At 70.1% G+C, this 25,165-nt stretch carries 38 protein-coding genes and 1 tRNA gene; 5 read left to right on the plus strand and 34 right to left on the minus strand.

What is annotated here, in order from left to right; translation table 11 throughout:
• Positions 1-9 precede the first annotated feature (9 nt).
• The 15 genes from ACF1AL_RS06105 to ACF1AL_RS06175 all read right to left on the minus strand — a co-directional run bounded on the left by ACF1AL_RS06105 (position 10) and on the right by ACF1AL_RS06175 (position 13,654).
• On the minus strand, positions 10-474 hold the full coding sequence (locus ACF1AL_RS06105) for a hypothetical protein (protein WP_391779093.1): 465 nt from the start codon (positions 472-474) through the stop codon (positions 10-12).
• Complete coding sequence (locus ACF1AL_RS06110) at positions 474-1,025, minus strand: head-tail connector protein (protein ID WP_391779094.1); 552 nt, start codon at positions 1,023-1,025, stop codon at positions 474-476. Before ACF1AL_RS06110 ends, ACF1AL_RS06105 begins: the two co-directional genes overlap by 1 nt.
• Positions 1,026-1,034: 9 nt before the next feature.
• Positions 1,035-3,155 (minus strand): hypothetical protein, encoded by a 2,121-nt coding sequence (locus ACF1AL_RS06115; protein WP_391779095.1) that lies wholly within the window; start codon positions 3,153-3,155, stop codon positions 1,035-1,037.
• A 4-nt stretch (positions 3,156-3,159) separates the two neighbouring features.
• Positions 3,160-3,489, minus strand: coding sequence for a hypothetical protein (locus ACF1AL_RS06120; RefSeq protein WP_391779096.1), 330 nt, complete (start codon positions 3,487-3,489; stop codon positions 3,160-3,162).
• 4 nt (positions 3,490-3,493) lie between these two features.
• Complete coding sequence (locus ACF1AL_RS06125) at positions 3,494-4,186, minus strand: hypothetical protein (RefSeq protein ID WP_391779097.1); 693 nt, start codon at positions 4,184-4,186, stop codon at positions 3,494-3,496.
• Positions 4,183-4,683, minus strand: coding sequence for a hypothetical protein (locus ACF1AL_RS06130; RefSeq protein ID WP_391779098.1), 501 nt, complete (start codon positions 4,681-4,683; stop codon positions 4,183-4,185). Before ACF1AL_RS06130 ends, ACF1AL_RS06125 begins: the two co-directional genes overlap by 4 nt.
• 49 nt (positions 4,684-4,732) lie before the next feature.
• Positions 4,733-6,118, minus strand: coding sequence for a phage major capsid protein (locus ACF1AL_RS06135; RefSeq protein ID WP_391779099.1), 1,386 nt, complete (start codon positions 6,116-6,118; stop codon positions 4,733-4,735).
• A 146-nt stretch (positions 6,119-6,264) separates the two neighbouring features.
• Entirely contained in the window at positions 6,265-7,323 is a 1,059-nt protein-coding gene (locus tag ACF1AL_RS06140; protein ID WP_391779100.1) for an HK97 family phage prohead protease, read from the minus strand.
• Entirely contained in the window at positions 7,316-8,584 is a 1,269-nt protein-coding gene (locus ACF1AL_RS06145) for a phage portal protein (protein WP_391779101.1), read from the minus strand. Before ACF1AL_RS06145 ends, ACF1AL_RS06140 begins: the two co-directional genes overlap by 8 nt.
• Positions 8,585-8,663: 79 nt before the next feature.
• Complete coding sequence (locus ACF1AL_RS06150; RefSeq protein WP_391779102.1) at positions 8,664-10,193, minus strand: hypothetical protein; 1,530 nt, start codon at positions 10,191-10,193, stop codon at positions 8,664-8,666.
• On the minus strand, positions 10,150-10,521 hold the full coding sequence (locus ACF1AL_RS06155) for a hypothetical protein (protein ID WP_391779103.1): 372 nt from the start codon (positions 10,519-10,521) through the stop codon (positions 10,150-10,152). The genes ACF1AL_RS06150 and ACF1AL_RS06155 overlap by 44 nt, the downstream gene beginning before the upstream one ends.
• Before the next feature lie 300 nt (positions 10,522-10,821).
• Positions 10,822-11,148, minus strand: a complete 327-nt coding sequence (locus ACF1AL_RS06160) for an HNH endonuclease (protein WP_391779104.1) — start codon at positions 11,146-11,148, stop codon at positions 10,822-10,824.
• A 17-nt stretch (positions 11,149-11,165) separates the two neighbouring features.
• A complete protein-coding gene (locus ACF1AL_RS06165) occupies positions 11,166-12,278 on the minus strand; it encodes a hypothetical protein (protein ID WP_391779105.1) in 1,113 nt (370 codons plus the stop codon).
• Between the two features lie 165 nt (positions 12,279-12,443).
• The gene (locus ACF1AL_RS06170; protein ID WP_391779106.1) at positions 12,444-12,668 is read right to left on the minus strand and encodes a hypothetical protein; all 225 of its coding nucleotides are present in this window, start codon (positions 12,666-12,668) and stop codon (positions 12,444-12,446) included.
• 26 nt (positions 12,669-12,694) lie between these two features.
• Positions 12,695-13,654 (minus strand): pentapeptide repeat-containing protein, encoded by a 960-nt coding sequence (locus tag ACF1AL_RS06175; protein ID WP_391779107.1) that lies wholly within the window; start codon positions 13,652-13,654, stop codon positions 12,695-12,697.
• A gap of 251 nt (positions 13,655-13,905) precedes the next feature.
• Between ACF1AL_RS06175 and ACF1AL_RS06180 the strand changes: the two genes are divergently transcribed.
• From ACF1AL_RS06180 to ACF1AL_RS06190, 3 genes are all read left to right on the plus strand, one after another.
• Positions 13,906-14,964 (plus strand): hypothetical protein, encoded by a 1,059-nt coding sequence (locus ACF1AL_RS06180; protein WP_391779108.1) that lies wholly within the window; start codon positions 13,906-13,908, stop codon positions 14,962-14,964.
• A gap of 91 nt (positions 14,965-15,055) precedes the next feature.
• Positions 15,056-15,520 (plus strand): hypothetical protein, encoded by a 465-nt coding sequence (locus tag ACF1AL_RS06185; protein ID WP_391779109.1) that lies wholly within the window; start codon positions 15,056-15,058, stop codon positions 15,518-15,520.
• Positions 15,521-15,563: 43 nt separating this feature from the next.
• Complete coding sequence (locus ACF1AL_RS06190; protein ID WP_391779110.1) at positions 15,564-15,890, plus strand: hypothetical protein; 327 nt, start codon at positions 15,564-15,566, stop codon at positions 15,888-15,890.
• 354 nt (positions 15,891-16,244) lie between these two features.
• Here the strand turns inward: ACF1AL_RS06190 and ACF1AL_RS06195 are convergent, their stop codons facing one another.
• Complete coding sequence (locus ACF1AL_RS06195) at positions 16,245-16,451, minus strand: hypothetical protein (protein ID WP_391779111.1); 207 nt, start codon at positions 16,449-16,451, stop codon at positions 16,245-16,247.
• 59 nt (positions 16,452-16,510) lie between these two features.
• On the opposite strand from ACF1AL_RS06195, the gene ACF1AL_RS06200 reads away from it, so the two are divergent.
• Positions 16,511-16,705 carry a hypothetical protein gene (locus ACF1AL_RS06200; RefSeq protein ID WP_391779112.1) on the plus strand — a complete coding sequence of 65 codons (195 nt, stop codon included), beginning with the start codon at positions 16,511-16,513 and terminating at the stop codon, positions 16,703-16,705.
• Positions 16,706-17,261: 556 nt separating this feature from the next.
• Positions 17,262-18,059, plus strand: a complete 798-nt coding sequence (locus ACF1AL_RS06205; RefSeq protein WP_391779113.1) for a hypothetical protein — start codon at positions 17,262-17,264, stop codon at positions 18,057-18,059.
• A gap of 42 nt (positions 18,060-18,101) precedes the next feature.
• On the opposite strand, the gene ACF1AL_RS06210 is transcribed toward ACF1AL_RS06205, so the two are convergent.
• The 18 genes from ACF1AL_RS06210 to ACF1AL_RS06295 form a co-directional block, all read right to left on the minus strand.
• Positions 18,102-18,320, minus strand: a complete 219-nt coding sequence (locus ACF1AL_RS06210) for a hypothetical protein (protein ID WP_391779114.1) — start codon at positions 18,318-18,320, stop codon at positions 18,102-18,104.
• 37 nt (positions 18,321-18,357) lie between these two features.
• Positions 18,358-18,849 (minus strand): hypothetical protein, encoded by a 492-nt coding sequence (locus ACF1AL_RS06215; RefSeq protein WP_391779115.1) that lies wholly within the window; start codon positions 18,847-18,849, stop codon positions 18,358-18,360.
• Positions 18,850-18,929: 80 nt separating this feature from the next.
• A complete protein-coding gene (locus ACF1AL_RS06220) occupies positions 18,930-19,151 on the minus strand; it encodes a hypothetical protein (protein ID WP_391779116.1) in 222 nt (73 codons plus the stop codon).
• Positions 19,148-19,771 (minus strand): hypothetical protein, encoded by a 624-nt coding sequence (locus tag ACF1AL_RS06225; protein ID WP_391779117.1) that lies wholly within the window; start codon positions 19,769-19,771, stop codon positions 19,148-19,150. The genes ACF1AL_RS06220 and ACF1AL_RS06225 overlap by 4 nt, the downstream gene beginning before the upstream one ends.
• A complete protein-coding gene (locus tag ACF1AL_RS06230; RefSeq protein WP_391779118.1) occupies positions 19,768-20,391 on the minus strand; it encodes a hypothetical protein in 624 nt (207 codons plus the stop codon). Before ACF1AL_RS06230 ends, ACF1AL_RS06225 begins: the two co-directional genes overlap by 4 nt.
• Positions 20,388-20,774 carry a helix-turn-helix domain-containing protein gene (locus tag ACF1AL_RS06235; protein ID WP_391779119.1) on the minus strand — a complete coding sequence of 129 codons (387 nt, stop codon included), beginning with the start codon at positions 20,772-20,774 and terminating at the stop codon, positions 20,388-20,390. Before ACF1AL_RS06235 ends, ACF1AL_RS06230 begins: the two co-directional genes overlap by 4 nt.
• A gap of 2 nt (positions 20,775-20,776) precedes the next feature.
• Entirely contained in the window at positions 20,777-20,986 is a 210-nt protein-coding gene (locus tag ACF1AL_RS06240; protein ID WP_391704948.1) for a hypothetical protein, read from the minus strand.
• Positions 20,983-21,249, minus strand: a complete 267-nt coding sequence (locus ACF1AL_RS06245; protein ID WP_391779120.1) for a hypothetical protein — start codon at positions 21,247-21,249, stop codon at positions 20,983-20,985. Before ACF1AL_RS06245 ends, ACF1AL_RS06240 begins: the two co-directional genes overlap by 4 nt.
• Entirely contained in the window at positions 21,249-21,503 is a 255-nt protein-coding gene (locus ACF1AL_RS06250) for a hypothetical protein (RefSeq protein ID WP_391779121.1), read from the minus strand. Before ACF1AL_RS06250 ends, ACF1AL_RS06245 begins: the two co-directional genes overlap by 1 nt.
• Positions 21,504-21,602: 99 nt before the next feature.
• Positions 21,603-21,962, minus strand: a complete 360-nt coding sequence (locus tag ACF1AL_RS06255; protein ID WP_391779122.1) for a hypothetical protein — start codon at positions 21,960-21,962, stop codon at positions 21,603-21,605.
• Between the two features lie 29 nt (positions 21,963-21,991).
• Positions 21,992-22,063, minus strand: a tRNA-Ile gene (locus ACF1AL_RS06260).
• A gap of 95 nt (positions 22,064-22,158) precedes the next feature.
• Positions 22,159-22,590 carry a DUF3846 domain-containing protein gene (locus tag ACF1AL_RS06265; RefSeq protein WP_391779123.1) on the minus strand — a complete coding sequence of 144 codons (432 nt, stop codon included), beginning with the start codon at positions 22,588-22,590 and terminating at the stop codon, positions 22,159-22,161.
• 12 nt (positions 22,591-22,602) lie between these two features.
• Positions 22,603-22,845: a hypothetical protein gene (locus ACF1AL_RS06270; protein ID WP_391779124.1), complete on the minus strand. Its 243-nt coding sequence runs from the start codon at positions 22,843-22,845 to the stop codon at positions 22,603-22,605.
• Positions 22,846-22,981: 136 nt separating this feature from the next.
• Entirely contained in the window at positions 22,982-23,566 is a 585-nt protein-coding gene (locus ACF1AL_RS06275) for a hypothetical protein (RefSeq protein ID WP_391779125.1), read from the minus strand.
• Positions 23,553-23,723, minus strand: coding sequence for a hypothetical protein (locus ACF1AL_RS06280; protein WP_391779126.1), 171 nt, complete (start codon positions 23,721-23,723; stop codon positions 23,553-23,555). The genes ACF1AL_RS06275 and ACF1AL_RS06280 overlap by 14 nt, the downstream gene beginning before the upstream one ends.
• Positions 23,716-24,501, minus strand: a complete 786-nt coding sequence (locus tag ACF1AL_RS06285; RefSeq protein WP_391779127.1) for a WhiB family transcriptional regulator — start codon at positions 24,499-24,501, stop codon at positions 23,716-23,718. The genes ACF1AL_RS06280 and ACF1AL_RS06285 overlap by 8 nt, the downstream gene beginning before the upstream one ends.
• Positions 24,498-24,749: a hypothetical protein gene (locus ACF1AL_RS06290; protein WP_366839022.1), complete on the minus strand. Its 252-nt coding sequence runs from the start codon at positions 24,747-24,749 to the stop codon at positions 24,498-24,500. The genes ACF1AL_RS06285 and ACF1AL_RS06290 overlap by 4 nt, the downstream gene beginning before the upstream one ends.
• The gene (locus ACF1AL_RS06295) at positions 24,749-25,165 is read right to left on the minus strand and encodes a hypothetical protein (RefSeq protein WP_391779128.1); all 417 of its coding nucleotides are present in this window, start codon (positions 25,163-25,165) and stop codon (positions 24,749-24,751) included. The genes ACF1AL_RS06290 and ACF1AL_RS06295 overlap by 1 nt, the downstream gene beginning before the upstream one ends.

The raw sequence follows: 25,165 nt of genomic DNA on the forward strand, positions 1-25,165 counted from the left end.
CGCGGTCTCCTAGATGCGGGTGGGGCTGGTGACGAGGGTGAAGGGCAGCCGCCCTTGGACGCCCCGGTCCGTCTGCTCGGTGTAGAAGGTGGTCTCCGAGATGGAGCACACCGTGGGCGGGGGCAGTCCGAGCGAGGGGTCCGCGCGGACGACGGCCTCGACCTGGGCGAAGACTTCGAAGGTGCGCATCCGGCAGGCCCGTACGTCGGTGGTGCCGCGCTGCACGAGGACGGCGCAGGTCAGTGCGATGTCCTCGTTCTTCGCCCTCGCGCCGAGCCCCGCCCACGTCTGGGTCGTGAACGCCGTGTTGAACTCGCCTTCGGGGTTGGCGTCGTAGCCGACGAACACCCACTCGGTGGCGGTACTCGCGCTGACGAGGGGCCCGTCGACGACCTGCACCCCGGCCAGGCCCGGCGCGGCCTGGAGCGCGGCGACGAAGTTGTCGATGAGCTGCGGGACACGGCTGGACGCCATCACGCCACCCCCGGAAGAGTCGTCTCGAGCAGCTCCACCGCGCGGCGCGGGATCGCGAACCCGCGGCCCGGGAAGTACTCGGGTTCGTCGCTGCCGCCCGGGACCGCTCCGGCGCGGCCGCGCTGCGTCTCCCACAGGTGCTGGATGATGATGAGCGTGGCGAGGCGCCAGTTCGCCGGGATCACCGTGGTCCCCGCCTGATAGGTGACCAGCACCGTGCCGGAGAAGGCCGGCCCGGACAGGACGGTCACCAGCCCCGAGGCGCTGTCGACGCGCATCACGGACGGGCCGACCGCCCACGACTGCGACCCGTCCAGGGAGGTGACCGAGGTCAGCGACAGGACCGGCACGGAGCGCAGCAGGAGCGTCCGGGTGCCCGCTGCGCACGACAGCTCATCGGTAACGGTGCGGGGCTCCACGACGAGGCCGAGCTGTGTCTCGACGGCGGCCGTGGCGGCGTCGATGTAGCCCTGCAGCTCGACGTCGTCGCCTGTGTCGGAGGCGGCGATGTTGAGCTGGGCCTTGGCCGCGGCGAGCGTCACGATGCCCATGGCGTCCTCTCAGATCGCATACCAGCCCCAGGCGGTGCCGTCGAAGAGGGCCTGGACCCGGGCCGTCTGCCCGCTGGTCAGGGTGAGCGTGGCGGCCCCGTTGATGGTCTGCGCGCCCGCCGGGTCGAGGACCAGGTTGTTGGCGCCGGTGTTGCGGAAGCAGTACTCGACCGGGCAGTAGTCGGCGGCCGGCAGGGTCGCGGTGATCGCGCCGCCGCTCGTGTCGCAGATCAGCGTGCGGTCGACGGGCGACACGGTGAAGCTGCTCGTCTTCCGCTTGATCGCCCGGGGGATGCTGCCGTTGACCAGCTCGATGCCGGTGGGGGCGGACACGCTGACGCCGGACTCGGTGAACAGGCCCGTGAGCCGCACCCGCCCGAGTGCGGCGTTCATGGCGCTGGTGCTGGTGCCTGCGATGTTCGGGGTGCCGGACTCGGTGCTGAGCTGGTCGATATCGATGATCGGGCCGACGCCCTGCGAGCCGGGCCCGTAGATGTACAGCTCGTGCGTGCACGCCTCAACGCTGGCCGAGATCACTTTCATGGCGTGGACGGAGCCCACCGAACCGCGGTAGGTGCCGATAGCGACGATGCCCGCCCAGCAGTACAGGGCCATGTACCGGCCGACCAGGGCGTGCTCGGTGATGAAGATGCCGTAGGTGTAGCCGCCGTTGCAGCTGACGTTCGGTGCCACGACGTGGTCGTTGTTGCCGGGAGCGGGCAGCAGCAGACCGACGCTCGCACCGTTCCCGAGGAGAGCGGGCGAGGTGTAGTCGGTGGAAGGGGTGGCGACGGTGCCCGCCGTGCCGTACGCGAGGCCGTCCACGTAGGCCTTGGCGCAGCCCCACAGGTTGGCGGCGCTGTAGGTGAGGCCGAAGGTCGAGTGCGTGGTGATGATGGTCAGGCCGGTGATCGCGACCAGGGTGTTGCTGAAGGTGGCGCTGACGCCGTACCCGGAGCCCTCGTTGGGCCCGCTGATCACGGCCGGGTTGCCGTGGGCGTTGATGTCGTTGGTCTGGGCGTTGATCGAGCCGTACACGCCGAGCGAGATCAGGCAGGAGCCCGCCAGGAACGGCTGCGTCTGCAGCCAGGTCCGCACCGGGGCGCCCGGCGCGACACCGGCGAAGTGCAGCGTCTTCTGGTCCCCCGACATGGGCTGGGGCCCGAAGACGATTTGGCCGTTGCCGGACCGGTCGGTCCTCAGCGGTCCGGCGATGACGTACGGCAGGGGCGGTGCGAACACCTGGGCGTAGGTGTGGGTAGCCAGGTACTGCTCGGCGGCATCCACCGCGGCGTTGAAGGCCGCGGTGTCGTCGGTTCCCCAGATGACGAGCGCGCCGGAGACGGTTGTGGCCGCCGCGGTGGCGAGGGTGACCTGTGTCGCGGACTGGCGGGAGGCGATGGTGGTGACCAGCGTGGTGACGCCGTCGATGGCCGCGCCCTTGACGGAGATCGCCTTGCCGACGTCCTGCGGCTGGAAGTTGGCGGTCGCGCTGGTCAGCACTGCGCTACCGGAGGTCATGGCGCCGTCGGTGACCAGCCGCCCGTCGCCCTTGGCGCCGTAGGTCGTCACGTCGAAGACCCATGCCTTGGCGTTGGAGAAGCGGGGGTCGTCGCCGGCGGCCACTGTTCCGGACCCCGTGCCGACATTCCGCGTAGCGGCCGCACCGAGCCCGAGGTTGGTGCGGGCTGCGGGCTTGTCGGGCAGGTCGGCCAGGTTCTGTGCCTTGGCCAGGAAGGCCGCCGTGATCGCGGACGCGTCCACGAGGGTCGCGTAGCTGCCGGCCACCGGGTCCGGCACCACGACGTCGGCCAGCCGCACGCTCGGCGTGGCCTTCGGCAGGCTGATGTACCGCACCCAGGAGGGGGCGTTGCTCAGCACGGCGCGGACCGTGTACGTCCAGCCGCTCGGGTTCATGCCGGTGGCGTCGGTGGCGACCAGGTCGACGGAGAACGTGCCATTGACGAGCTTGACGGGGATCTCGCCGCCGAGCAGCACGTCCTGGCCGGCGATGGTGACCACGTCAGGGCCGCTGAAGTACAGCACACCCTGCATCGGTGTCCCGTCGGGCAGCGTCAGCGGCTGCCCGGACGTGACGGTGACGGTCTCCACGCCGGCGGGAAGAGGCATCGGATCAGGCCCCGGTCTTGCTGTCGGACGCGGCCGCCTTCTTCGCGGCAGGCTTGCGCGCGGGCGCCGTCTTCTGCGCTGCCGGCTTCGGCTCGACAGCGGCCTCCGGCGGGGCCTCGGCGGCCGTTGTCTCCGGCGTTCCCTGCTCCGGCGCCTCCTGCGGCTCCTCCTGCGGGGCCTCCTTCTGCTGCTCCGGCTCGGCGTTGACGTCGTAGCCGTAGCGGTCGCGGAGGATCTCCGCGACGGCCTTGGCGTCCTTGTCGCGTCCGGCTGCCTTGTAGCTGGCGTGCTCGGCGATGTAGGCGTCCTTGTAGTCCGCCTCGACGTCCCGCACGTCCTTACCTGACCTCGAAGACCTGCTCGCAGCCAAGGTCGGCCACCTCCTCGTAGTACTGCTGCTTCTGCTTCTGACGGTGTGTGGGGCGCTGCCGCGTCCTGTGCTCCAGCCGCACGTCCCACAGGGCCTCGGCGGGCTCCTGGACGTGAACGGTGCTGTTGCCGACCAGGACCCGCTTCCCGGCGGGGCCGGGCGCGGTGACGACGTAGTGGGCTTGCTCGATCGCGATCCCGGGCAGGGCGCGGAACAGGCAGCGGAACGGGTGGGCGCTGCCATCGTCGCGGTCCCAGATCGTCACCTCGGCGACGTCCAGGCGGCTCACGGCGAGCAGTTGGCGGCTGTCGGCCGGGACGTCGGTGAGGACCTCGTCGGCGTCGATGCGCAGCAGCCAGTCGTCCGCGGTGACCAGGGGCGCGGCGAGCTTGAACATGAAGTCCCGCTTCTCGACCTCGCCGCCCCACCAGGGCTGGCGGGGGACGTGGATCGTGCAGCCGATCCCGGCGCCGGCCGCGGTGCGGGCGATGGTGTCGGCTTGCTCGCTGCCGGACGCCGGGCGCCGGGTGGAGCCGGGGAAGAGGGCGTACGGGCCGTCAACGGCGATGAGGTGGTCGCACAGCTTGGCCGCGGAGGCGACGCACTCGGCGAGCCAGGCCGCGGGCTCCTCGTACCAGGACAGCAGGCCGATGATCCTCACCGGTGGACCCCCAGCCAGCCGCCGCGCGGGTTGTGCAGGAACATGCCGGGCTGGCCGGTGGCGGCGCAGGCCGCCCCGATGCGGGCGTGCAGGGTGCCCAGCATGTGCCCGTTGCCGGCGTCGTGGACCAGGGCGACGGAGCCGCGCTTGCCGTGCTCCACCCACATGGCCAGCTCGGCGAACCGGTACTCGGGCGCGCTGTCCAGGATGACCAGGTCGGCCTGGGCCATCGCGCCCGGTGTCGGCGTGGCCTGGGCGGGGTCGGCCGGCGGCCGCCGCCACGCGGGATCCGACTCGTAGCCCAGGTAGGTGCAGGCGTCGCGGTCGAGGTGCTCGGTGAGCCGGCCGACGCCCACGCCGGTCTCCAGGACGACGGCAGGCTGAAGCATCCGCTGGAGGCTGCCCGCGAAGGCGCAGAACTCCTGCTCGGGCGACCACTCGTCCCACGCCGCCCAGCCGGGCTCGGCGTGGGGAGTGAACGTCTGCTCGTCGTACACGGTGCTCCCCGGTGGGGCCGGGCTGGAGTGCCCGGCCCCGGTAGAAGGATCAGAACGACGGTGCCGCGAGACCGGCGCCGCCGATCTCCACCACGCTCTTCGGGTAGCGGCCGGCGGTGAAGGCGAGGTAGCCGTACACCTGGAGCCGGACGGTGAGGTTGCCGGAGCCGACGTCCGGGAGGACGCGGGAGCGGATGCCCGATTCGTACAGGAGCAGGTCGCTGGCGCGGACGACGTGGATGACGTCCTCGTTGGTGCCGGCGCCGAGGGTGGTCGGCATCGACGGGTCGGTGACGACGGGCAGGCCGTGCATCTGGCCGACGACCTGCTCGGCGGCGACCGCGCCGAGGGTGGCGATGGCGTTCTGCGGGTTGCCCGCGTCCGGCACCACCAGGGGCCGGTTCTGCGTGTCGACTGCGGCGAGGAACCACGCCCACCGGCGCGGGTGCATGACGATCACGGTGGGCGGCATGAAGCGGCCGGTGTGGACGCGCTGCACCGCGTCGGCGAGCTTGGAGTAGATCGCCTGGACGGTCGCCGTGGACGCCGAGATGGTGACGATGCCCGAAGTGCTGCGGACACCGGTGACCTGCCCGGAGCTGCCGGAGCCGGAGATGACCTGCACGTCCAGCTTGGTGGCGTAGTCGGCCACCAGGTCCCGGAAGATGACCTCGTCGAAGGAGACCGGGGACTGGTCCAGGAGCTGGATCGCGACGTCCTGCTGGCCGGCGATGGTGCGCACCGGCGCGGTCACGAAGTCGTCCGTCAGGTCGGTCTCCTGCACGGCCGCGTTGTCCGCGGTCTGCACCGCGGTGGCGGTGCCGGTGGCCACCTTCGGGATGTTGATCGAGTCGGTGCCCGGAGGCAGCGGCTGCGAGGTGACGACGTTCGCGTAGGCGCGGCCGGCGCGGGCCAGCTCGACGAACGAGCTCATCAGCCACAGCGGCGGCACGAAGTAGCCGCCGGTGCCGTCCGTGCGGTTCAGGTCGCGGAACTCGCGGTCGGACTCGACCTCCAGGGCGTGCCGCTGCAGGCGGTCCCGGGCGGTGCCGTCGCCGTCCATGTTCAGCTGGACGCGCGCGAGGTCCTGGAGGTAGGAGCGGCCGTTGCCCCGCTCGTAGGTGCGGGCCTCCGTCACCGACTGGACGCGGGCCTGGGCGCGCTTCACCGCGAGGGCGCCGGCGGTGAGCTTCTGGGCGCGCTCCTCCTCCTCGGTGAGCTCGGTGATGCGCTCGTCGAGCTGGCGCAGCTCCTCGTCCTTGGCCTTGACCTGGGCGGTGAGCTCGCGGAACTCGGCGTCCTCCTCCGGCAGGAGGTCCTCGCGGGCCTCCTCCTCGGCGAGGTCGGTGATGGCCTTGCGGGATGCGAGCAGCTGCTCGCGGTCCTTGGAGGCCTGGTCGCGGCGGGCGATGAGCCGCTTGAGACGCTCGTCCATGAGCGTGTGCCTTTCTGGCGTGTCGGATCATGACGGCGGCCAGTGCCAGGCCGTGATGAGCCGTCGAGCGCCAGTGCCAGGCGTTGCGACAGCAGCCGCGGGCGCGCGTCAGCGCGCGTACGCGGAAGTTCGTGGGGTGGCGCCGGTCAGTCGGCGTCGGCGAGGTGGCGGCGCAGGTGCGCCTCGACGGCTGCGCGCTCGTCCTCGGGGATGTCCGAGTGGGGCAGCCGGGAGAGGGCGTAGCGGACGGCGCCCAGGTTCGCGGGGGCCCCGATGCGGGCCTCGTGGTGCGCGAACCGGTACGACGACTTCGCCTCGGGGTCGGCGGTCGGGTCGACGTAGGCGTGCATGTAGCGCAGCACCACCGGGTCGGCCGGGGCGGCGTCGACGACCGCCCGCCGGTCCATGGGGCCCTCGGACACGGCGGTCGAGTGCGTCGGGATGGCGGTGGGCAGGCGCAGGTCGCGGTCCTCTTCCTCGAGGGCGCGGGCATCTGCGACCGACAGCAGCTGGCTCGCGCGGCGGCCCGGCTTGTTGCCGGTGGCCGTACGGTGCAGGGCGAGCACGTTGTCCCGTGCACGGGCGAGCCGCTCGAGGTCGACGCCGTCGGCGGACCGCAGCTCTGCCAGGGCCGCTTCCGGGTCGAGGTCGGCCAGGAGCTCCAGGGCGTCGGCGGCGGAGTTGAGCTGCGCGCTGGTGGCCGGGTTGGCGCCGAAGTTGACCACGGAGACGTCGCCCTTGTGCAGGGAGACCTCCAGCAGGCGGCGCTCGGTGTAGTCCTCGTTCCACTCCTGCCGCTTCACGCGGAACCCGAAGCTCATTTCGTCCATGTCGCCGCGGGTCATCTTGGTGCGCAGCCGCTGCACGTCCGGGTCGGACGGGTCCAGGTCGGCTTCGACGTGCAGGCCGGTGGTGTCGGCGGCCAGGCGCAGCGTGCCGCTCTTGGTCCTCGCCAAGGGCATGCCCTCGTGGTTGATGAGGAGGTGCAGGTCCGGCTTCGCGGCGAGGGTGACGTTGAACGCGGAGCGGTCGACGATCTCGGTCCAGCCCATCGGCGGGCCGCCGTACACGTCGTACGGGGAGTCGAAGACGGAGGCGTAGCCGGTGAGCTTCAGGTTGCCGGCGACGTCGCGCAGTTCCAGACCGCCGTTCGTCTGGATCGCGCGCCGCTCGGGCACGTCGATGAGGTCGCGGCGATCAGCCATGGGTCCCCCTCGGGGTGTGGATGAGGTGCAGCCCGGGGTCCTCCCGGCGCGAGCGGAGCTGCGGGACAGTGATGTTGGCGCCGGCCTGGATCGGCAGGGGCGTGTAGTCCTGGCCCTTGCCGTCCGGCAGCGGCGGTTCGTCCTCGAGGGCGCGGATCTCGTCCAGGTTGTTCTTGCCCATGAGGCGCTGCTTCTCGTAGACGGCGTGCCGGGTGAGGATGTCGACCCGGATCAGAGCGTCGGCGTTGAACTTGATGAACTGGCCGCGTGGCAGCAGCGCGGAGAGGTGGTTCTCCAGCGACACCAGGTACGGCAGCAGGGCGTCCTGGATGAACTCGATCTGCCGCTGCTCCGGGGAGCTGTAGGTGTAGGAGCCGCCGGTCTCGCCGCCGATCTTCTCGGGCGGGATGCCGTAGATCGCGGCGATCTGGGTGGCGCCGAGCCGCATCGTCTCGCAGAACTGGGCCTCTTGGACGCTGACGGTGATCGGCTCGTACGTCCAGTCCTTGCCGTACACGATCGGCTCGTGCGAGCGGATCGCCTGCACGATGCGCCGCTTGATGACGTTCGCCTGCTGCTGGTCGATCGTCTGCGTCGTGTTCTGGAAGCGGCCCGGAGGCTGCCCGCCGGCCCGGAAGTAGTCGTCGAGGAACTTCTGCGCCGCCAGGCCCGTGGACACGGTGACCGCGTAGGCGGCGATCGGCGACAGACCCCACACGCGGCCCGGGTAGGTCATCCAGGGGATGTGCACGACGTCCTCGGACGGCAGCTCGACGCCGAGGTACGACCACACCGGGTCCGTGAACGAGCCGCGCGTGCCGATGGGGCCCGTGTCCTGCACGAACACGTTCGCCGGGTTCAGCCACTCGATCCGGGTGGGGTACTCCAGCCAGTCCCGCTCCATCACCAACCCGACGGCATTGCCGCGGTAGACCAGGGACAGCACGGCTCGCTTCAGCCAGTCGTCGATCGTGCCCTGCGACGCCGGCCGCTGGAACAGCGACGCGAGCGGCAGCTTCATCGTCGTGTCGCCAACCCGTCGGTACTGCTTGATCGGCAGGGACGCCACCGAGGTGCTCAGCAGCCGGCCCGCGGCGAAGACCGGGGTGAGCCGCAGCGCGCCCTCCACGCTGACCGCGGCAGGGGAGGCGAGGTCTTCGACGGGCCAGGAGACGTCGCCGACGCCCAGGTCCCGCCGCTCCTGCGCGGCCGGGCTGTCGGCCCCGCGCGTCCAGCCCCAGCGACGGAAGGGGTTACGCATGCGGCTCCCTCCCGGGCGTCGTTGTGCCTCTGGCGGCGTGGTTGTGGGTCTGGACCCGGCCGGTTGTGGATCTGGCGGGTCAGAAGATCGACTGGGTGACGTCGTACTGGCGGCCCTCGAGGAGGTGGGAGCGGGCCACGTACGACCAGCGCGCGAGGGTCATCGCCACGAGCGGGCTGATGTCCGTATCGGTGCCGGACGCAGTCCACGCGACGGTGTCCCCGGACTGCTTCGTCTTCGCGCCGGCCACCGCGGTGTCGAGCGGCTCGCTGGGGATGTAGCGGAACCCCTGCTCACGGACGGCCTCGAGGATCTGGCCCGCGGCGGCCGCCATGTCCACCGCGTTCGTCACGGCCAGGTCCCCGACTTCCGGCGCCTCGACGTCCTCCGGAAGCTTGAAGCCCTCCTTGTCGAGGGCGGTCTTGAGGAAGGCGAACGTGCCGCGGCCCATCGCGAGCGTGATCGGCTCCAGCGTGCTCCGCAGCTCGACCAGGCGCGGCACGAGCCAGCGGGTGCCCGGCCGGTAGTCGGCGAGCTGCACGTGCCCGAGGCCGTCACCGCGTACGCCGTACACGCAGACCGCGGCGTAGTCCCGCAGCGGCGACACGTCCACGCCGAGCGCCACGCCGCCTTCCTGGATACGCTGGGAGGCCTCGTCGGCCATGGCCGCCCACAGCTTCGGGTCGATAACGACGTTGCCCTGGCTGCGGCGAGGCCAGATCCCGAGGATCTCCCGCGCGAACCCCTTCGGCGACATGCCGCGCCGGTCCCTCAGGGTGGCCTGCTCGGTGACCCGGGTCCCCCACGCGGGGTTCGTCGCCGCCCACAGCGCCCGGTCGTCGAGGTCGACCTCGTCGAGGTGGTCGAGGTCGCCGGCGGCACCCCAGTCCCGGTAGCCGAGCGAGTCGTCCCCTCCGGCCTCGGCTCGCTCGCGCAGCATGAAAAGGACGTCGCCGGACTCGCCGTCCAGCGGCGGGGAGCTGGTGTAGATGATCTGCGGGTTGGGGCGGGCCCGCATGGTCGGCATGAGCGCTTCCTGCTGGAGCAGGGTGTACGCGAACGCCTCGTCGATGATGACCAGGTCACCACTGAAGCCGCGGCCGCTGCCCTTGCTGCGGGCCACGAACTTGATGCGGGCCTCGGTGTCGAGGCGCTCGAAGCCCTCTTCCCCGTTGGTGTTCGAGATCTTGATGCGGACGCCGTCGATCTCGATGAGGTTCTCGTTGTTCCCGACCTGCTTGCCGAGCCGCCGCAGCAGCGACCGGAAGCGGCGGAAGGCCTCCATCGCGGTCTTGTACTCGTGGGCGCTCCACAGGATCAGTTGCTCGCCCAGGAGCAAGAACCCGGCCAGCACCCTGATCTCGAGGATGCCGCCCTTGCCGTTCTGGCGGGCCACCAGCTCGGCGTATTCGAAGCAGGCCCACTTGCCGTCCGCGCGGCAGGCGAGCAGCAGGTCGACGGCGTCACGCTGCCACTGGTCCGCGATCAGCCCGCCGCGCGCGGCCAGGTCGCAGGCCTCGCCGCCGAAGGTGTAGGCGTAGGGCGGGTGGACCTCAACCCTCGGCCTAGCGCTTGCGCTCAGCGATCCGCCTCGTGAGGTCGTGGACACCCACACCTCCCGCCGGCGTCTCCTTGTCCGGTGCAGCGCCGGTCTGACCCTGCCGAATCTCCGCCAACAGCAGCTTCAAGGCACTGGATTGCGCCCGAGACTCCGCCAACAACCCCGAAATATCAGCGAATTGCTCGACATTGGGGTTGACATCCACCGAGAGCGAGCGCAGCATGGAGTTCAGAAGGTCAAGCCGGTCAGCGATCCGACAAGCCTCCTCCAGCAGCACCAGATGCGCCGGAGTCAGAGACCAGATCGCCAGCGACTCCCGCCACATCCGCAGGCCCCGCTCCCCCAGCCCGGCCGGCTCCTCGACCGCCTCGCTCACCGCCACCACCCCCGGAAAGACCCCCCTGTCGTTTTCGCGGGGGGATATTTTTTTCAGGCGGGCGCGGGGTCAATCACCCCATGATCAAAAAACGGAATTTGCAGCAAACCATTCGCGCAAACGTCTCTGACCTGCATGTTTGCCGAGCGCGCGAAGCATCGTTGCGAACGTCTGACCGTGAGCTGTGAGGTCAGCAGGCTGGGCGCAGCGCGGGGCGGGTGGGTGGTGTGGGGTGTGCTTGGCCTCGGCCTGCGGCCTTGGGCCAGGGCAGGGTGGGGGTGGGGGTGGGGGTGGGGCGGGTCAGAGGGTGGAGGCGTCCACGGTGTAGGTGGGGCGTGGGCGCTGGGCTGCGCGGAGCTTGTTGTTCCGGATGGTGTTGCATCGTCGATGGGCCAGTCTGCAGTTGGCTCGGTCGAGTGGGTCACCACCGAGCCACAGTGGGTGGACGTGGTCCACTGTGCGGGCCATGGGGTGGGTAGTGCCGGGCAGGGACTGGTCCACGTACTTGCGGCAGATCCAGCAGTGGGTCTCTTCTGCATACACCTGCGCTTGCAGGCGTAGCCATGGCCGGCCACCGCGGGCCTGGCGTGTGCGGCGTGCGATCTCTGCTGGGCTGAGCTGGGGCATGGGCTACTCCCCCGGTGTCAGCACTCCAGCTGGAGGGGCGGCCGCCACACCTGCCCGTCGCCGGGCGTGCCGGTGGTGGGCGTGTAGTGGAGCGGTACCACCTGCGTGTTGGCCTGGGTCTCGTTGCGGGTGCCGAGCCACAGGTCGATGATCTGCCAGGGCTGCCCGTCGAGGACTGCGATGGTGCGGGCCTGGCCTCCGCAGGAGGAGACGTCGAAGTCTCGGCGTGCGTAGGCGGGCTGGCCCCAGCCCACGTTGGTGGGCGCGGTCCAGCCGGAGTAGAGGGAGGGTGCGGTGGCGTACCCGAGGGGTGTGCCCGAGCAGTAGCCGCAGCCCTGGTCGCTGTAGGTGATCACGTACTGGTTGGTGGCTGCGTCCCACCATCCGCCGGGGCCCTCGACGCCGGTGAGGCCGGCGACGCTGGAGACGCCGACCCCGGTGTTGCCGCCGGTCCCCCACCAGTTCAGCTCCTGGATGCTGAGCCCGGAGTTACCGGCGCGGGTGCAGATGATGGCGGGCCTGGCGCCGGGGGTGGCGGACTGGATGAACCCGAAGTCACCGTTGGCACCAGCGCAGATGTCCAGGTTGGGCTTGGTGTAGGAGCCGTACGGCTGCGCCCCGGGACCGCACGGTCCGGCGGGGCCGGCGCATCCCATGGAGTTGTAGGCGTTCGACGCGCCGTCGCTGTACTGGCGGGGCGCGTTGAACCACAGGATGTAGACACCGTCTGAACTGCCCCAACCGGTGCGCTGGATCATGCGCGGGTTGAAGCAGCCCTGGGAGGTCCCGCCGCAGGTGTCCTGCCAGCTCCGCTTGAACGACGGGTCCTGCGAGGCGGGATCGAAGAGTTGCTTCGGCGCGCTCCAGGGGCCCTGCGGGCTGGGCGCGGTGGAGACCCCGAACCCGCACCACGTGGTGGGCGCGGGCCCGTACCACTGGAATCCACACCCGTACATGGACCCGTACATGTAGTAGGTGTCGCCGAAGCGGGCGAGCTGCGCATCGTGCAGGTCCAGGCCCTTGATGGTGAACGCCGTCGTGGCCGGCGCGGGTTCCGCGCAGGTGGCGCCGGTTGTGAGCAGCGCGGTGACGGCGAGCAGCAGGGCGGTCAGGATGCGGCGGATGCGCACGTACGCCCCTCCTCTCGGATCAGGGCGGACATGCGAAAGCCCGGCGCAGAGGCCGGGCCGGGAAGTGTTCAGCGGTGGCGGTTGGGGCGTTGAGACCTTGCCGACAGCGGTGCCACCGTCTCACAGAATGAGCGTCGCAGTGATCTCTGTCAAGCAGGGCCCTGGTCAGGCGGGTTGTTTGGCGGCCTCCCGGACGGCGGCGGTGATGTCGGCGAGGTCCCACAGGGCGAGGGCCTGCCCGCGTATCGGGTTGGGCTGGAAGCCGGCCGGGGTGATGTGCCGGCGGCGCGCCCAGTCGCGGAACTGCTTCGGCGTCATGGTGAGGCTGTAGGCGGCCTGCGGGGTGGTGACGAGGGGGCGGCCGTCACGGCCGGTGCGTGCGGTACTCACTCACCTAGGGTGACCTATTGCTCCAGCTATCGCAGGCGGCGCTTGAAAAGCCGGATGCTCGCAGCCTGAGGTATCTGCACGTCAGGGTGTTTCATCAGATGGGCAGGCACCTTGGTGCTGCTGTCGAAGTCGGTCGTCATCAACTGCTGAGCGGTGATGCGGGTGGGGTCGGTTCCCTCCCCGACAAGGTCGGCGTTGCGCAGATCCGCCCCTGCTAGGTCAGCGTCCGTGAGGTCCGCTCCGGCCAGCTTTGCATAGGCCAGCGTTGCGCCCCTGAGGTCGGCTCGATCGAGACGGGATCCGACCAGGTTGGCGTACATCAAGTGGCCACCGGCCATGTCGGCGCACCTGAGATCCGTGAACGGCAGGTCCAGTTGCCGCTCTTCGCCATCGCGCCGACGCATGAGCACGGTGAGCGCAGCTTGCACGTCCTCCTTGGGACGAGCCATGTACAGATCATCCTCGTCTGACTCGTAGACAGATGGCCCATCGGTCTCGGTCTCCGGCGCCGGTGCGTACTTTCGCACAAAGGCGGCGAGCACCTGGATTGCAGTATCGAGATCCTTGTCCGAGTCGCGCATGATCCGCTCAAGGGAGTAGATACCGCCCAGCCTGGCCATCATGCCGTCCTCGCCCGGCGTCGACAGCAACTTGATCGCCTCGACGTAGCGGTCGGTAACCTGCCCTTCACGGGTGAGATCAGCCTGCTCGCGGTCCTTGGCCCGAGTGTGTTCGAACAGAGCCTCTGTCTGTTTGTGACTCTTGTGCGTGTAGTAGAGGCCGAGCGCTGCCACCGCACCGGCACCCAGGGCGACCAGCATGGTACGGAAGCCAGTGATCACAACTCCGTCTGCGGGCTGGAGATCCCGAGTACGGAGATGGGCGCCGTCGATCCACCACGGCCCGCGCCACAGAAGCAAGGCATACACGACCACCGCCAGCGCGAGAACCGCTGAGCCCACGATCCGCTTCGTCTTCTGCTTCATGCTGGCAGCATGGCCTGTCAGCAACTGAGCCATTCGTGGAACCGCCAGCTTCAGAGCAGAAGTTGAGGTACACCAACGGGACCTGTGGCCTGGCCGGCTGACGAGGGGAAGTCGTCACGGCCGGTGCGTGCGGTGCTCACCTGTCCAGTGTGCCCTGACGTGCGCCTGACCAGCGGATGCTCTGGCTCTGGCATGACGGTGAACCCTCATATCCAAGTGCCGTTGTCAGAGGCGACCCTTACAGTGCGGCCATGACAGACGAGAACCGCCCCGAGCCGAACGACGAGGCGCCGGAACAGCCCAGTGACGACAGCCCCGAGGCCCGTGCCGAGGGTCTGAAGCCGGGTGGCACGCCGATCCCGCACGTGGATCTCAGCAATCTCAAGATGTTCGAAGAGGCGGCCAACCGAATCAGCGAGCAGTTTGCGGTGTTCGCCACTGCGGCCCGCAGGGAACTCGATCGTGCTGCTTCCGTTGGCGCTGCTGCCGCCGCTAGGGCTGCGGCTGGGTCCCAGCCCTGGTTCACGGATTTGCAGCGCACGCTTCGAGAGCGGATGGACGAAGACTTCGCTCCGACTCTTGGGCGCATCCTCGCGCAGACTCAACCGCAGCTGACCAAGCTACAGCGACTGGTTGAGGACCTGAGGCAGCTCATCCCGGAGAACCTGCGCGGGCTTCGGGCCGGGGATCACGAGAAGATCTTCCGGCTGACTGGCGAGGACGGTACCTCTCTGGCTTGGGCCCCTCGCGTCAGTATCGTCCGCGAGCTGCTTGACGCCGATGGTCTGGAGGCGCGCAGCACCGTGCTGGTCGACCACGCCGCCGAGATCGCCGATGACGTCGAGGCGTCCCTTGCCTCGGTCGCCCTGCCTCAGCACCAGGCGCTGCGTGGGCTTCTGCTGGAGGCGGCGGCCGCCGTCCGCGCAGGCCTCTACGGCCCGGCCCAGGCGGCGGCAAGCAACGTGCTCGACACGACCGTGAACGTCCACATCCTCGAGTTCCTCCGCCGTGAGGGCCCGATGACGAAGACCGGAACGCGTAAGCACTTCCGTCCTGCGGACGACTGGGGCGACATCACCTTCGCCGAGCTGGAACTCGTGCTGGTCGGCGGCGGCATCGGCACCGCCTACGAGCAGTGGACGCGCGGCGAAGGGCACATGTCCTTCAACCGGCACGCCACCGCCCACCAGGTAGACGACGGCGCCTACTCGCCCGCTCATGCGATACGGGCTCTGCTCCTGGCGCAGGCGACGCTGCGGTGGCTGGATACCACTGTCGCAGCCGAGGCAGCTACTGACGAAGCTGCCTGATTTCCGGGGACGGGCGCGTCGGAACTGCGGAGCAGAAGACCTGTGCGGCGTAGTCACCACCTCGATGTCCTGTCGCCGCTATGGTCACCTTATGGACTGGGGTGACGCGCCCGCGTGGGGCGCCTTGCTGGTTTCACTCGGTGCTGCCGCGATCAGCATCCGAGCACTACGCCACAGTGAGCGCGCCGCAGCTGCGGCGGAGCGATCGGCGGCGGCCGACGAGGCGGCGCTTGCTCAACAGCGGGCGGAGGCCGCGGAACGCCGAGCAGCCGAGGCCGAGGCGGCCCGACCGCGTCCATCCCTGGTAGTTCATCACCACGACCGCGAGCTGTACCACCTAGTCAATGAGGGCACCGGCCCGGCTGACGGTGTCAGGTTCGTCGGCGAACTACCGACGTCGGTGATCGACGCGCCGAACGGTGTCACTCTCAAGCCGGGCGGGGTCCACCCCTTCTACATCGCACCCGACTTCGGCTCGCCTGACGTCAGCGCGGTTCAGGTGTCATGGGACGGCTTGCAGGAGCCCCTGCTACTTCGGGTACCTCCGAAGCACTGATGGCGGTTCCGCCCGTCGATCACCGCCGGGCTAAGCAGACATTTTGCTGATCCAGCAGACAGGCCGTGAAGACGTCCGACATACTGCGGTCAAGGTCCAAGTCCACCTCTCGTGCACCGAGTTCATCGACGAGAGAAAGGGACTTGCAATGCGCCTTGCGCAGATGCGGCGGCGCCTCTATGGGGCGCTGCGATCCAGAGGGGATAAGGTGCGTCGACACTGCACTGAAGCCTCTGGAGCCGTACGTGCGTGGTTCGACTCGGCGAAGCCGAGCGACCGCGTGCAGACCCGGCTCTACCAGTTCACGGTCGAGGTGGCGGCCACCACCACTGCCGAGCTCCTGGTCTGGATGCTGACACGCGGTCGCTGACTCACGGATGGGCCCCTCGCTCTACCGATCACTGAGGTGTGCGAGGGGCTCTTCCACCAACGGTTACCACGCAACTGTGCGCGGGCCCGCCCAAATGCATCACGTGATGCTTTGGTGGTACTACCCTAGCGCGCCACCCAAATTTCTGCGTGAGATTCGCAGGTCTCGAATCAATTGCGCGCGACGAGATTTGACGTCTGAGCAACTTTTCAAAGTGGTACCACCTACGAACTTTGCGTGCCAGACGTCCGATGCATGCTGCCGGGCCAGCCATCGAGAGGGCGGTGGGTGTACGGCCGCCCGGTACGCCACCCATCGCGCGGCTCCCGGCCGGCGCACGCCCGCCGTGCTCGTTCAGTGTTCCCACACATCGGGCCCGCCGCCGCGCCAGTCGATCCACTCGGCGCGTACCACGTCCATCTCGTCCCAGTCCTGCAGGCCCGCCTCCTGGAGGAACGCCACCACGTCCCGCAGGCGGAAGGCGCGGCCGAGGATCGTGCCGTCCACACGGACACGCCGGCCGCCGTCCTCGTCGGGCGGGTACACGATCACGCGGGCCATACCGTCAGCCTGCGCGCGCATGGAGCGCGGCGCAGCAGGTGGTAGCCCAGACTGGTGGCATGCGCCCTGGCCGCTATCACCTGCTGCTCTCCATCGACGGGCGGCCTGTCCTGCACGGCTGGTGGGACGCCGAGGGGATCGCGCGCGACCAGTTCAAGCGGCTGGTTGGCAGCCAGGGCAGGCCAGGCGCCCGCGTCACCCTCACCGACGAATCGACCGGGAAGACGTTGACGAGCTGGCCCGAGGAGCCGTAGCGCTCTGCCATCCTGGCGGCATGGCCCACCGCCCGTACCCGTCCCGCGAGCGCGCGCTGCGACAGCTCGACCGTCACTACCCCGGGCAGCCGCCGCTTCCCGCGCCCACCTGGGGGCCCGGCAGCAGGGCAGCCGCTCGTAACCTGCAGGCTGGCCTCGCGGCGCTCCCGTCGGCGCAGGACTACGTCCTCTCGGTGCGCCGTCCGGCTTGATAGGTCAGGCGTGGCCCTTGCGGTAAGTGCGGCGGCTCTCGAGGGCCTGGGCAACGGTGGCGCCATACCAGCGATGCGCGCGGCGGATTGCGGCGAAGGGGTTTCGCTAACTCTCGCGACAGTTTCGGCTGTTGTACTCGCGGGGCGTGAACGCGCGGTAGCATCCCCAGTGGCAAGCCGCGTACGCCTCCCGCCGTCACCATGCGCCCACGCCGCCAGGTGAACGACCGGCCAAGGCCCTTCGGGACCCGCGCTCCGTTCGGCATGCCCTTCGTCCGGCGGAAGCGTGGGAGACCGCCAGGAACGAGCAACAGATGCCTAAGAGGCAGTCCACGGCAGCGCAGATGGCACGCCTGCGTCAGGCCGGCACCGGCGAGAAGTACACCGAGGCGCTGCGCGCCGTGCAGGAGAAGCGACCGACTCAGTTCCGGGAGTTCTGCGCCCGCGGAGCAGGGTGGGACCCGATCACCCAGCGCGCGGCCCAGGAACTCAAGCAGGTCTGGCCTACGGGGCCTGCGCCGTACTGGGAAGAGAAGTTCGGCGACCTCTGTTGGAAGACCTTCCCGCGGTGGGAGGCTCCGGCCGCTGCCGTTTCAGTGCTGCAGAAGGCCCTCACCGAGGCAGCGGGCACGTGCCAGACGTGCCCGTCCCCCGGCCGCAAGCGTGTGATCTGGACCTGGGACGACGAATACGGATGGATCCAGCCGTGGGTGAAGACCTGCTGCGATGCCTGCTACTGGGTGCCGCGCAAGCTCCTGGACAACCAGCAGTACCGGGACTTGTTCGAGCGGTATGAGGAGCCCCTCCCCGATCCGGGCAGCTGTTGCATCGCGCTTGAGGAAGTCATCTCGGTCGTACGGACGCGCTTCGACCAGGGCGGTGTGCCGGCGGTGCTTGCCAAGCTGGCAGAGCTATGCCAGTCCATGGGGTCCCGGAGTCCGCACCACGACCCGTTCAGCGGGCACGCGCTCCTGCTGAGCGCGCAGTATGCGTGCACCCAGATGGTGGTCCGGACCTGGCAGGCCGGTCGTGTGGCCGGCCCTCTGGTCTCGGAGCCGGCTGAGCGACGGAGGATCTTGCAGGCCTTGGGGGACCTCGCGAAGGCGCTTCATGCCACGGAAGCCGAACAGCTCCGCGACTGACCTGGCCGGAGGGTCTCCGTGACCACGGAGACCCTGACTGCGTTACACGCGCCGCCAGCCAGAGAGCCGACCGTCTGCACCGACCTCGGCGGTCAGGCGCATGCCGGGCAGGTCGCTGACGGCGGCGCCGATCGCCGCGGCGATGTCGGCGGCCGGGTAGCGCTCCGGCTCGGCGCGTTCCCCCGGCGGCACGTCGTCGGCCACCAGCTCGGCCTGGTCGCCGAACAAGAGCAGGACACGGACGGTCACTCGTTCACTCATCGGTGGCCTCTCTTCGACAGGCAGCAGTGATCTGGAGTCAGGACAGCTCGTCGGTGCTGAGCGTCATGCTCAGGGTGGTGGCGCCGAGCGTGATATTGGCGACGCCCCAGCAATCCGAGTTCGGGTCGTCGGCTGTGGGGTCACCCTCGCAGCCGTTGTTCTTGTAGTCCTGCTGGGCCGCCTTCATCGTCGCGATCTGTTTGGTCGCCTTCGGGTATTCGCTCGCTCCCCCGTTGGCGTCGATGTCCCTCTCGAGGTCACCGACCACCGTCATGATCGCCCCGATGTCGTTGGCGCACGCCGTGCTGCTGGGCGACTGGCACTTCTCGATCGAGCCCTCCGACACAGCGTCGAGCTTGGCGGTGTAGACGTCAGCCAGCTTCTTCGGCTGGGAGGGGGCGGCCGGAGTGCTCGCAGCAGTCGAAGGCTGCGTGGTGGGCTTTGAGTCGGATTTGTCGCTGGACGAGCAGGCCGTTGCAGCGCTGGTGATCAGCAGGACTGTCGCGAATGCGGACGCGGCGCGGTGCATTTATCCCCCCAAGGTGTAAGCGTGGCTGAATGTTACGGAGTTACTGCTGAGTTCACCGCCCCGACTTCCGTGGGCGGGGCTCACAGTCGGCCTCCGTTCTTGTGCTGGGTGATGTGGGCGTGGGCGGCGGCCATGCAGGCGTCCCAGCCCGGGCGGTCCAGGCGGCCGGAGCGGGCGACGAGCAGGGCCAGGCCCTCGCGCCCGCACGGTCCGCACCAGGTAGCCCAGGCGCGGGCGGGCGGCGCCGTGCTGAACCCGACAGGCGGGAAAGCGGCGGGCCGGACCTGTAGGGGCGCGCTCACTCGCCGGTCACCTCCGCCTCGTCGGCCAGCTGAAGGCCGGCGCGCTCGCAGAACTCGGTGAGGGCCATCTCGCCGCCGTACTGCTCGCCGGTGTCGAAGATGGCGACACGACCGCCCGGGAACCGCGTCCACTGCTCGTAGTCCTCGGTGTCATAGGCGTCGACGGTGCCGATGCCGGACCGGTAGCGCAGGTACAGGTACTGGCCGTCCACGGTCCAGGCGTTCCACTGTGACGGGCACGCCCAGCCGGTGCGCTCCACCCTGGCCAGGACCAGGGGCCGGTCCGGGCGCAGCGGCAGGAGCGTGCACTCGTGCTCCGCTCCCCCGGCGCACCGGAGGCCGCGACGGGTGGCGATGTGGACGACTTCACCGGCCTTGACGGCCTGGTCGGTGAGCGCCGTGGTGATGGCGGCCTTACCGCCGCGCCGGGCTTGGTTGCGGGCAAGGACGGCGGCGACGCTCTCGGCGATGGCCTGCATGCGCTTCTGGAACTCCCCCGACTGCAGGTAGAAGGCGAACTCTTCGAAACTGCGGAGCGGCGGCCGCGGCGGCTCGGGTACGCGACCGCGCTCCACTTGGGCGAGGGCGCGATCGACGTTGGGGTACGGGCGGTAGCTCACTGCTCGCGCCTCCTGCTCACGACCGGCTTGATCGCGTTGAGGAAGCGGTTCGTGACGTCGAAGACGTTGCCGGTCAGCTTGTCCCGCTTCGGGTCGGCGAAGGCCAGGTAGGTAACGATCGGCTCGGCGGCGTCCACCTTGGACTCGTCGAGGCGGGAGCTGCTGGCCATGTAGCGGCCGCCGTCGAGGTCGACGGCAGACATGCATCGCTGCTCGACCCGCCCAGGGATGTCCCGGAAGCGCGGGACGGAGCCGCCAACGCTTCGGCGGCGGACGGCTTCCTGAACCGGCGAAGCCTCGGAATCCGAGCTGAGCGCATACGCCTCGTACCGGAACGCAGCGCCGATGAGGCCTCCGGCACCGGGCATGGCGAGCAGGTGCGATCCGTCGGGGTAGCGGGGCAGCTGGAGCGCGACGGCAGCCAGGGAGGCGACTGCGGTGGGCGGGTGCCCGTGGCCAGCCCACACCAGGTCGGGGACGGGAAGCTTCATGAGCCGTACGCCGTGTCCCTCGGTCTCGTGGACGGTGAACAGTGCAGGGAGCTCGTCCCACTCGCTCCGGGCTCGGAGGTGGGCCACCAGCTCATCCTGGAGCGCCTGCACGACCGCTGATGTGATCACGGCCTGCTCCTTTCCTGCGCCTGCTGCCGGAGCTCCATGACGGTGTCGGCCATGGCGCGGATCGCGGCGCGGGCGGCGGCCACGTTCTGCTCCTGGGTGTCTGGCGCACCGCGGGTGGCGCGCAGTACGGCGAGCGCCTGGCGCATCGGTTCGTCGAGCACCAGCAGCAGAGCGTCGGAGGCCGGCGCACCGCCGGTCTGGACGGAGGGCGGCTGTGGCGCACGCTGGCGCTGCTCCTCCTCAATCTCGGCGATGTCGCGGCGGATGGTGTCCTTGCCGACCCCGAGCCGAGCTGCGATGGTGCGGGCGCTGATGCCCGGCTCCTGGCGCATCAGCTGCTCGACCATGGCGCGGCGCGCGGCGATGGTGAGTGGCGCAGGCATGTTCACTGGCTCGCTCCTGCGGGCTTGGTGGCGCGCGCCATGGCGCGCGCCGTCTTGTCGGTGGGGCAGAAGTCGCCGGCGTCGTCGCAGCCCCAGCCGTGGCGGATGCGCGCCAGGCGGCGGGCGTGGGCGGCGCTGCGGGTGCCCTCGATGGTGACCTTCTCCCGGCAGCCGCGCCGGTCGCAGAACAGGGTGTGCGCGTATCCGATCACCGGGGCTCACCTCCGTCCAGCGGCTTGCCGTCCGCGTCGAAGGCCGGCGGGTACTTCGCAGGGCGGAAGACGCCCGAGCCGTCGCGGCCGCACTTCGGGTGCAGGCAGGTGGTGGACGTGGAGCCGTGCGGCCGGTACCAGAGGCCGTTGCAGTGGGGGCAGCCCATCAGGTCCTGCGTGTTGTGGTCGGCGGGGCAGGCGCAGGCGTCGGCGGCGCCGCCACAGGCGGGGTTGGGGCAGTAGTCGCTCGGGTCGAAGCCCATCAGAGGTCGTCTCCTTCCGGCGGCCGTACGCCGGCGGCCTGCTGCCACTCGGCCCAGGCGTACCTGGAGACGCGTGGCGGAACGGAGCGCTCGGGGGTCGACAGGGCGGTAGCAGCGGCGTTGGCCAGGAGCGCGTGAACCAGGGCGTCCCTGCGGCAGCGTTCGGCCGACGTCGGGGCTCCGTCCTGTTCGTATGAGCTCGCGAGGTCGAGCAGCTCTTCGGCCTCGCGGTAGTGCTCAGGTCCGGTGGCCATGGGTCCTCTCTCGGCGGAGGTGGAGGCCCGGCGGCGGGAAGCGAGTCGGTGCGCTGGGCGCGGGTCGCGTGTCCGGCCGCCGGGCGGTCTGGGATCGGGTCAGCGGCCGGCGAGCTCGCGGAGGATCGCGAGTGCGTCGTCCGGGGGCAGCCAGAACAGCTGGGTGGTGTTCACCAGGTCGTGGCCGAGCGCGTCGGCGGCCGCGTCCTCGATCCAGCGCCGCGCACCGGGCTTGACGGCAACCGACTCGTCCAGCGTCCAGCCGCTCAGGTGGGCGGCCCATCCGGCGATGCACATGGTCGTGCCGCAGTCCGGCTCCTCGTCGGGCATGAGCGGGCCTCGGGAGCTGAACCAGGTCGTCATGTCGAAGGCCTCGGGCTTCGCCTCGATGGCGTCGAGGATGGCGGCGGCCAGCTGGGCGGGCGTTTCGGGGTAGGGGGTGACCGTGGCGTCGGTCATCGCAACTCCAGTCGTGGAACGGGATGGAGTACCTCCGGTCGGACTCGAACCGACGCGCTGCGGGGTATAAGACCGCTGCTCTGCCACTGAGCTACGGAGGCTTGGCGGGCCGCGCCCCTCGGGGCTGGGAGGGGAAGGGGCGCGGCCCTGGGATGGCGGCCAGGCTGGGGGGGTTGGCCCGGCCGCCGGTCTGGGGTCAGGAGCCGTCGAGCAGCTCCCGCAGGCGGGTCGCCAGCTCTTCCGAGAGCGGCAGCGTGTCGCCGTTCTCGTCGCAGCCGCCGGTCAGGACCACCGTGCCGTGGTAGGGCTGCCAGGTGCGGCCGTGGAGCTGGGCGAGGGCCGTGGCGTACACGTTGTGCGGCTGCCTGTAGATGCCCTCGTCGTCCAGCCACATGTCGAGGTCGTCGGCGAGGGTCACGACGTCCACGAAGTCGCAGCCGATCGCCGCGCGCAGGGCGTGGAGGTTGCCCGTGGCGTCGCCGGGGAGGACGACGGGGGTGAGGGTGCCGTCGCAGTGCAGGGCGAGCGCGTTGGCGTCGGGGGCGGCGGGCACGTAGCGGACGGCGTCTGGGCCGACCGAGGTGTCGGCGAGGACGGTGTCGATCTGGTCGAGGATCGTGCTGGACACGGTGACCTCCTCTCAGCCGCAGGCGGCGGAGCGGGTGATGGACTTGCGGCGGACGTGGAAGGGGCCGGGCTCCTCGCCCCACGGGTCGGCGAGCGCGAACCGGGTCTCGGCGATCCCGAGCTGGTCGATCCGGCGGCAGATCCCGCAGGGGCACGGGATGGCCAGCCAGAGGCCGTGGAGGTCTTCGATGGAGCCGTGGTAGATGACCAGGTCACCGGGCTCGATCAGGTCCAGCGAGCGGAAGAGCGTGTCCATGGCCAGCACCCCCAAGTGGTGTGGTGTCGGGGCTTTCGCCCGACCTCATGTCAAAAATTGTAAGAGAAAGTACGAGCCACTACAAGGGTTGGCTCGTACTTTCTTTGACAACTCCTGCCACTGGGGGACCTGTTGATCAGCCGCAGGCCAGGCCCTGTTCCGTGCTGTTCATCGTCAGCAGGTACACGCGACTGCCGTCGTACCGGGCCGGGGCGCCCGTGTCGCCGTCCACGCAGCCGTCGTTGACGCACCACGCCCGTGGCCGGTCGTCGTCCGCGCGCCCGTAGACGGTGCGCTGCCCGCACGCCAGGCACAGCGCGTGCCGAAAGTGGACCGACGGCCCGCGCAGCCCGAGCACGGTCAGGACGGTGCCGTGCCAGCGGCCGACGATCCGCACCACCTCCCCCACCCGGCCGGCGTTCTCCGCGCCGGGCGGGATCGCGGGCAGCGCCCGATGCCAGGGCTGGGTGTGTGCAGAGCCGCGCAGCTCTGCGTCCAGGGCCACGGCCTCCGCCTTGATGCGCTGCGACCAGGACACGGCCTCCAGCGATGTCGGCGGCCGCGAACCCGGCGGCGCGTGCCCGCCGTCCGGGGCCGGCCGTGTGCGCAGCCCGAGCGTGTCGAGCCGCAGGAGCAGACCCGGGCCGCCGTCGCCGGGGTGCTGGTCGTCGCCGGTGTAGCGGTCGAGGAGATCGGCGACCAGGCCGTCAAGCGTCTGCATCCGGCGCCTCCTTGACCGCGAACGACTTGCCGCAGCCCTCGTTCGGGCAGTGGATGATGTCGGACCAGGCGTGGCGCGGGCGCGGCACCTCGACCAGCTCGACGCCCTCGGGGATCTCGCACTGCTCACGGCAGTCGAGGTGACGGTTCTCAGGCATCCGCGGTCTCCTTGTTCTGGGTGGCGGCCCGCCAGGCGTCGACTACGCCCTTGGGGACCCGGCCGACGGGCGGGCAGTCGTAGCCGTTCTCGGCCGCCCAAGCCCGTACCTCGGCCGCGGGGTAGTCGACGGGCTTCCGCTTCTTCGGCTTGGCCGGTGCCAGCTGCTGCTGGCGGGCCCGCAGCTCCGCAAGCCGGGCCTCGAGCAGTTCGGTCTCGTTGGTGATGGCGGTCAGCTCCTGGTCCGCGGCGAACCGCTTACGGAGGCTGGTGACGGCTTCGCGCGCCTGCTCGGACTGCGCGCGGACCTCGGGGTCGGTGTGCTCGTCGGCCCACTTCAGCAGGCGGCCAAGAGGGATCTTCTCGGCGTCCTGCCATGCGGGCGGCTCGGCGACGGCGACCGCTGGGATGGCGTCGGCGGCGGGTATCTCGGTGGCTGGTGTGGTGTCGGGCATGGGCTGTTCGGTCTTTCGGATCAAGGGGGCGGTCTGGATGTCGATGCGGTCGATCAGCTCGCGCAGCTCCGCCGTCGACAGCGCCTCGGCGGCGCGGCCGGTGGGGAGGTCCACGCGCTGAGTGGTCGTGAGCCCTCCCCACGTGCCGTACCGGGTGGCCGGCGTCTCGTTGGCCAGGCCGTCGCGCAGGCACTCGGGCCGGACGGGGCAGCGGCGGCAGATCTCGATTGCGGCCGCGGGGTTGGTCGAGAACCAGCGGTCGGTGTCGTCGCCGGCGCAGGCCGCCCTGTCCTGCCAGTCCTCGCGGTGGGCGGTTCTGGTCACGGCTCGTCGGCGGGCAGGTCCCGCAGGCCTCGCTTGGGGTTCCTGGGCCGCTCAGCTTCGAAGGCCACGATCAGCTCGTCATCGGCCGCATGGACGTGGACGTCGCCGGTGCGCACGCCCCTCGATGCCAGCCGCGCACGGTCCTGCTCTGCGACCGCGACGGCCTTCGTGACTTCCGTGTGGTGGGCCGGCGCCTTCAGTGTCCACTCGTGGCGGTCCACGGTGACGACACGCTTGTCGGCTTGCATCAGAGGTGCATCTCCCCTCGGTTCAGTGCTCGGCTGGCTTCCTGCTCGGCGGCCCGTTCGGCGACGTCGTAGCCGAGGGCCTGCGTGAGCTGGGCGATGAGCGAGCGGGCGTGAGGTTCCGGGTACGGCACGCCGGGCCGGTAGACGGGCGGCTTCCCGGAAGCCACGTGGCGGGCGATGTTCACCAGGTCCAGCAGCAGCGCGGTGGGCACCAGCTGGTCGCTGGGCCACTCGACGCGCGCGCCGTGGTAGCCCTTCAGCAGCTCCTCCAGCGAGACCGCCGCCGAGGCGAGTCCGTACTCGGGGTCATCGACCACGAGGACGCGACCGGACGGAAACTCGGCGCCGTCCAGGACCCGGCCGTTGTGGTGCAGGCGGAAGCCGCGGGTGAAGGCGGGATGCATGTCCTGTGCCAT

It is taken from the genome of Streptomyces sp. NPDC014801 (assembly GCF_043082085.1).
In the GTDB taxonomy this organism is placed as follows: Bacteria; Actinomycetota; Actinomycetes; order Streptomycetales; family Streptomycetaceae; genus Streptomyces.